Annotated in this window: 3 protein-coding genes; 1 reads left to right on the top strand and 2 read right to left on the bottom strand. The window is 37.8% G+C overall.

Features of this window, described 5'->3' with window-relative positions; genetic code table 11:
- A partial coding sequence (locus AFK68_RS19905) for a WD40 repeat domain-containing serine/threonine-protein kinase (protein ID WP_143438062.1) occupies positions 1 to 1,810 on the top strand: 1,810 nt, incomplete at its 5' end.
- A 527-nt stretch (positions 1,811 to 2,337) separates the two neighbouring features.
- On the opposite strand, the gene AFK68_RS19910 is transcribed toward AFK68_RS19905, so the two are convergent.
- Together AFK68_RS19910 and AFK68_RS19915 are read right to left on the bottom strand one after the other, a co-directional pair.
- Positions 2,338 to 4,098, bottom strand: a complete 1,761-nt coding sequence (locus tag AFK68_RS19910) for an iron uptake porin (RefSeq protein WP_168186563.1) — start codon at positions 4,096 to 4,098, stop codon at positions 2,338 to 2,340.
- 1,319 nt (positions 4,099 to 5,417) lie between these two features.
- Positions 5,418 to 7,136 (bottom strand): iron uptake porin, encoded by a 1,719-nt coding sequence (locus AFK68_RS19915; RefSeq protein WP_094674448.1) that lies wholly within the window; start codon positions 7,134 to 7,136, stop codon positions 5,418 to 5,420.
- Positions 7,137 to 7,901: the final 765 nt, after the last annotated feature.

Below are 7,901 nucleotides of genomic sequence, written 5' to 3' on the forward strand. Positions count from 1 at the left end.
ATATTTTACATTCTTCCCAGCAGACAGTGAAGAGCCTCTACACTGCCTAGTAATGGAATTTATTGACGGCTCCAATTTGATGGATTGGATGAAAAGTCGTCGCCATAGGCCAATAAATCAAACTCAAGCAGTAGATTGGCTAACACAATTATCGACAATATTGGACAAAGTTCATCAGCAGAATTATTTCCATCGGGATATTAAGCCCCACAATATCATGCGGAGGAAAAATGGCCAGTTGGTGCTGATAGACTTTGGCACTGTGAGAGAGGTATCAGATACCTACTTGGTGAAAGTAGGTCAAGGCCAAAATGTTACAGGGATTGTCTCACCAGGGTATACAGCTCCAGAGCAAAGCAATGGCAAAGCAGTACCTCAATCAGATTTTTTTGCTTTAGGACGTACTTTTGTCTATTTATTAACAGGTAAACCCCCAACAGCTTTTCCAGAAAATCCACGCTCTGGAAAGCTTCAATGGCACAAATATGCCCCTCAAGTATCAACAGAATTTAAAAAAATCATAGATTATTTAATGGCATTGACTCCTGGCAATAGACCTCAAAGGCCAGCGATAATTTTGCAGTGTCTGGCAGAACTAGACACAGAAAATAGTCCAACTGATAATTCTCGTATTTCTACTCCTGCTCAACCAGGTCGTTCAAGTAGAGAAAATACAAAACTACCAACAGACAAAACTCAAACTAGACATAAAGTTAAGACAAAATTCAAAACAAAAACAAGTACAAAAATATCTAATAAGTCAAAAATTAAGTCAAGAATTAAGTTCATAAATAACCTAATAGTAGGGTTGACAATGTTACTATTAGCAGCAGCAAGTTCTCAATTTTATGGCTTTTGGCGCTACGGAATGTTTCCTAGTCATCCAGTTTTTTTATTGCGAGGTTTAAACAGTAGTCGATTTTTACAAAAAAACTTAAATGGTTATCTCGGAGAAGTAAATGCGATCGCCCTAACACCAGATGGTCAAACTTTAGTCAGTGGTAGCTTAAATACCATCAAAATTTGGAACCTCAAAACTGGGGAACTAAAAAGGAATATTCGAGATGCTCATACAGATAAAATAACTACTCTCGCAATAAGTCCTAATGGTGAAATATTGGTAAGTGGCAGTGCAGACAAAAATATTAAGATATGGGATATCAAAAGTGGTAATCTATCAAAAGAGATTCCAGCTCACGATGGTCAAGTAAATTCAATTGCTATTAGTCCTGATGGACAGACATTAGCAAGTGTTGGTAGCGATCGCTTAATGAAGTTGTGGAACCTCAAAACAGGTAGTCGAATACTTACTCGTATACCAGATAAGGAATATGAAGTAAAAGCTCTAGCCTTTAGCCGGGATGGCACCATTTTAGTTAGCGGTAGTGAAGATGGTACTATTAGACTGTGGAATCTGAGTACAGGTATTCGCAGACAAACTTTAGAAGGACATACCCAGGCAGTTAATGCTATCGCCATCAGTCCAAATAATCAAACCTTAGCTAGTGGGAGTGAAGATGGAACCATTAGAATCTGGGATTTGTATACAGGAGAAGAGGAAAGTATAATTACACCAACTACAGATGCAGTTAAAGCAGGTGCAGTTAAAGCTGTTGTTTTTAGTGCTGATAGCCGAACAATAGTTAGTGGTGGTGACAAAATTACTATTTGGAATACAATTACCGAAGAAAAATTACAGACATTTTTTGGTCATTCAGAAACAATAAGTTCTCTTGCTATTACTCCCGATGGCAAAACTTTAGTCAGTGGCAGTCTAGATCAAACAATCAAAGTTTGGCGTATGCCTTGAATCAGTTATCAGTTATAGCGCGTAGCGCTAGGGAATAGGCAACAGGCAACAGGCAACAGGGATGATACAGGATAATAGGAAACAGAAAATTTTTTCATCACTAATTACGGTTTGCTAAAAAAGTCTTTTTGGTAGGGGTAGGAGTCAGGAGCCAGGAGTCAGGAGTCAGGAGGAATGGGTAATTTAGAGGAGACAGGAGCAAGACTTATCCCTTGATTTTCAGCCATTAGTACAACCTAAAATCCTAACTTTTTGAGTCCCTTAGAACGAAAACCTTGTAATGCATGAAAGACCATTAAAGGCTAAAACTTTTATCTGTTAATGCTTTTATCTTTAATCAGCAAGCCCTAATTATCCGGACATGATATTAGTCCTCTGTAGGGGTTTGGCGACCAAACCCCTACTTTGATCAATCTTCAGAATAAAGCTTCTGTCTAAACCGGATTTAGTATTAATATAAAAAAAGTAAGGGAAAAAGATGATTTATTTCTTCCCTACTTTTATGTACAGTTAATTAACTTGTATTTCTAGAACCTAAATTGAGTTCTCAAACTACCTACCCAGAGAGTATCATTATTATCATTGTGATTTGGATTAGTAATCACAAACAAACCAGGTGTAATGGCTATAAAGTCATTAACTGCATAACGATAGAAAATTTCAATATGTACAGAGGTATCAGGATCTTTTAAATTGTCATCATTACCACCATCAGTAACAATTGGTGGTACACCAACAATAATTCCTCCTAAGCTACCATCTTTAAATAAGTCAGGAAATGCAATTGTAAACGCTCCATTAATAATAGTGATATCATCATCATCATCATTGTTACCATCTTCAGGACGCGCCCAGGTAGTACCAAACCAGCCACCAATTTGGACATGATCGTTTAGCCTCCACTGAGCTTCAAATCCAATATTATCAGCAGTAGTTCGTCTGCCATTAAAAGGATCTCGCGCTCGGAAACTTCCTGTACTGGAAGTAACATTAACTTCATCCTTAATAAAATACTTGCGAACATAGTTCACTGTAAAAGCGAGGTCTGGATTAGGTTCAAATGCAATCTGACCAAAAGCACTATGTTCGCCATTAAATAAACCTTGGCCTTCTCTTGGACTTTCTGGTTCTCCAGCTATATAACCACTATTAATTTGCCATTTTTCACCAGGCTGGTATTGAACAACTAGACCTCCATCATCAGGTCCACGATAGGCAGTAGGGTTATATCGTCCAAATCTTGAAGTAGCACCAGAACCACTACTCTCAAACGGAGATAAGATAGTCTGATAGTCATCAACTTCAAGTCCTTGAGGACCAATAATTACCTTAAATTTCTCACCAACAGGAAACTCATAAATTAGTTTATCAAGAACCACTGTATCGTCAGGGTCACTTTCATCTGTACCCAATCTAGTCATTAGGGTATTAGTTAGCTCCCGGCTACTCCAGTTAGGAATATCTCGTGCTTGTAAACGAGCTCTGAGGCGGTCTTCACCTGTAAAGCTAGTATCAAAGTTTAAACGAACCCGATAACCTAATGCAGTTTCAGTTCTATCATCTTCGCTGCTTGCTACCCCACGCGCTCCTGCTCGTTCTCCCCAAGTATCAGTCAGCCAAAAGAGAACTTCACCATTAAGCTTAGTAGTTGTAGAGAATTGATTGGCTTCAAGTTCTGCAGTTCTGGCTTCTAGGGCATCAACACGACCACCTAACTCTGCTAGTTCTACCGCAAACTCCTCTTGCAGTCGTTGCAGGACAGCTAAATCATCACGAGTTACTAAATCTGCAGTTGCAGCAGCAATTAACTCTGTAATTCTATCTAAACAAGCATTTAAACCTGCTGCAAACTCATAACGGGTCATTGCCCGATTTCCTTTGTAAGTACCATCTGGATAACCTACAATACAACCGTAACGCTCTACTAGAGATTGTAAAGCTTGGAAAGCCCAATCAGTGGGTTGTACATCTGACAACTGAGACACAGATGTTACCTGTCCCATAGGGTCAGCTTGTTCTAACTCAGATCCTGGAATTTGTAAGGAGGGGTCTTTCAGTTTTTGCAAGCGACTATCTCCTGGTACTTCTACCTCTTCTGAAGCAGCATCATTTTGGGCTTCTACAGGTAACTGAGTAGTTGTATTAGTAGTATTAGTATTAGTATTTTGAGCATTAGCCAGTTGTTCTACAGAAACCTGATTAGCTAAAGCAGAATTAGCGATTAATAAGGCAGCTAGACTGAACGTACCAGGAGTTTGCTTAAGAACGTTCAAGATTATTTTTGTCATTTATCGATCTCTCCTCACACCTTTTAATTAAACTAGGAAACTATTATGCCTTTTATCAACAACTCTACTGTTTAGAGTAGATTGAACTGTTGATTGTTCCAATTGATTTTTTAAGATTTATAGTTCTATAAGCTAAGTTTAACTTTCAGCTAAGTTTAACTTTTAAATAGCTATTTACCAATGGATAATGGATAATTGATAATTAATCAATTCGGCTTTATTGCCTCTCCGTTTCAATGTATATATTGATATAAGAAGAGAGTTTTTATGATCCACTTTCCATTATTCATTGTTCATTATCAATTAATCAGAATTCCTTATATTCAATTCAGTTACAGTTTATGCCAGAGGTAATTATCCATTATCATTAAAAATGAAAATTACATCCATTACTGGGGGATTAAGTTCCTCAATTTTCTAAGCAGATACTATGAAATAAGCAAATATAGTTCATGCTAGATAATATGGAAATATTCCTAGTAGTTTTTACCCGAAGCCTATCCTAGCAAAGATAGAATCAGACATATACATCTAACAAATCCATCAGAACCATCCCCAAGTAAGTTATTTTGTTAAAGGGTTATACAAACTAAGCACAGTCATATTTTTTTACCAGACAGGTTAGCACCTCTTGCAGCATAGTGCAACTATCTTGAATATTAGGATTTTTGATATAAATTGAGATATTCTTAAGTTTTTAATGACCAATAAGTTGAAAATTTGAAAAAAATCCCTAGATATAACCCCTCAACTTTTAATTAGCACTCCTAGAGACTAGCTAATATAGAATCCGATTGAAAACTTGTCATTGCGACGATAGGAAGCAATCTCAGGAGTCCCACGAGATTGCTATCCGTTCCGGAATGCTCCGCAAACCTTTCACTCCGTTGCAGTCGCAATGACGCAGGCTATAGTAATTATCTGGATTTGATATAAGGGGTATAACAGTAGTTAAGGAATTTATTAGGTAATGAACAATTCAATAATCAAAGTCTTGAAAAAATCTTCAGAATTAAGGTCTGGTATATTCAAGACTCACTATAGCACTACGAATTAAGGTTAGGACAGTTATAAATCCTGGAACCCTTTAACAGTCTACTGTTCCCTATTCCCTATTCCCTATTCCCGATTCAAGTAGCGCTATACTATTCACCATTCACCTATCAGTTAATGAGAAACTAGGACGCTACACCAAAGGAGATGTATGAATAAAACAGGTAAGCATTCCTTGCATCTGAGTTACTCTCTGGCTAACTACTTACTACTAACGACTGAATGCTTACAACTGCTATTTAATTTTCTACCCTCAAGCCAAAAATCTAGAATCTGAATTGAGTTCTCACCGAACCAACCCAGAGAGTATCATTATCCTCAATGTGATTAGGATTAGTAATCACAAATAAAGCAGGAGTAATGGCAATATTGTCATTCATTTGGAAGCGATAAAGTATCTCTATATGTATAGAAGTATCATCGTCTTTCAAATCATCATCATCACCACCATCAGTAACAATCGGTGGTACACCAACAATAATACCACCCAAACTACCTTCTTTGAGTAGGTCTGGGAAAGCTAAGGTCAAAGCACCAGTAAGAATGGTGATATCATCTGTATCACTGTCATCTTCAGGCCGAGCAAATAATGTACCAGCCCAACCACCTATTTGAAAGCCATCAGTAATTTTCCATTGAGCCTCAAAGTTGATGCTATCTGCGCTAGTTCGTGTGCCATCAAAAGGATCTCTGGCTTTAAAACTACCTGTACTTCCAGTTAGGTTAACATCGTTTTTGGGATGGAAGGTACGAACATAACCTACTTGAAAAGCTAGATTTTCATTTGGTTCAATTGTAAACTGGCCAAATCCACTAAATCCACCATTAAAAACACCTCTGCCTTCTCGAGGGTCTTCTGCATCTGGTGCAGCATAACCTACAGTTAACTGAATTGCATCATTAAAGGCGTAAGCAAATTTAACACCAGTATCAGAAGGAGAACGATAGTAAATAGGGTTAAATCGTCCAAATCTAGAAATTGAACCACTACCACTACTATCAAAAGGTGTAATAGGTCCAATGAAGTCGTCAAGACCATAGCCATTAGCCGCTAATTCTATTTCACCTTTACCATCTAGTAAAGGAAAACGATAGGCCAACTTATCAAGTTCAAAATCGTCATCTAAATCATCATCTGTAGCGAGGCGAGTCATCAAAGTATTCGTCAAATCTCGATCGCTATAATTCGGAACGTTACGAGCTTGTAAACGAGTTCTCAAACGGTCTTTCCCAGTAAAACTGGTATCAAAGTTTAAACGAACCCGATAAGCAAAAGAAGTCTCCGTTTTGTCCTCATCACTCTTTGCTACTCCACGACCTGCAGCTCTTTCTCCCCAGGTATCACTCAACCAGAACAATACTTCACCATTTAGTTTTGTTGTAGTAGAGAATTGATTGGCCTCTAATTCTGCTGTTCTGGCCTCTAGAGAATCAACTCGTCCCCGTAAAGCAGCTAATTCTGCAGCGAACTCTTCTTGTAATCTTTGTAAAACGGCTAGGTCTTCCCTAGTTACTAAATTCGTAGTTGCAGCAGCAATTAATTCTGTGATTCTATCTAAACAAGCATTCAAACCTGCGGCAAACTCAAAACGGGTCATTGCCCGATTTCCTTTGTAAGTCCCATCAGGATAACCTGCAATACAACCATAACGCTCTACCAAGGATTGCAGAGCTTGGAAGGCCCAGTCGGTAGGTTGTACATCAGATAACTGAGTCACGGATGTCACCTGATCCATGTACTCTCCATTATCCAAATCTGATACCCCTACTGGTGCCAGTGAGGGGTCATCCATTGGCATTGGCCGACTATCAAAAGCTTGAGCAATCTCAATCGGACCTTGGGCTAAGTTCTGATTTACAGAACCTTCATCGGTTCCTACATTTTGTAAAGGAGTCTCAGCAGCGATCGCCGAGCCTGCCATTAATAAGGCCACACTAAAAACACTAGGACTGTGTTTAAAAGTGTTCCAGATAAGTTTTTTCATATTTTTACCAATCCTCACACCAATTTGGAATAAGCTAGGTAATACCTAACTTGACTTTGCTCAACATAACCTTAATAACATTTTTTCCATCGGCACCATATTCTAAATTTTGGTTACGACTTTAGATTTATCGTTTAGCCATATTATTGAAGTATGGATTACTAAATAAATCTAGACTTAAATTAGTCTGCTTTTAAGGAATAATCAAGACTACAGTTATTTCTTTGCTTTGCAAAAAAAGACAGATAATATTAAGTCTTAAATATTTTTTTCAGGCTTCTAAGTTTTATAGCGCTGCGGGCAGGGAACAGGGAACATAAAACAAGCAATAGTGAGAATAAATTTCCAATAATATAAAGCTTTGAGCTGCTTGGACACCCCCTGCAATTTGTAAATATGCTAGCGCACATTGCTATAAATGGCCTACGCACCAAAGTAGTTTGACAGTTTTAGAGACTGGTTTAGTGATTAAGCGTTGCTGTAATTTAATTTCCACCCTTTGAGGAAGGCGTGAGAATTGATTTACACACAGCTCAAGCATTATTCCCTTCTCTATATCACAATTTAGTTAATTTGTCTATATATACTATTTCTTTAATGATGAGTTTACAATGTTACATTAGAAATTATATTTTGCTTGATTAGTAAAAGTTGCACTCTCGTCGCAAATTCTACACCTAATTTGACAATTTGCAACCTAAATTTTTTGAGTATTTTTTCAGCAAACAAGCCAAAAACTAATATAGGAAAGGATTGGAATAACTG

It is taken from the genome of Hydrocoleum sp. CS-953 (assembly GCF_002260545.1).
Classification (GTDB): domain Bacteria; phylum Cyanobacteriota; class Cyanobacteriia; order Cyanobacteriales; family Microcoleaceae; genus Trichodesmium.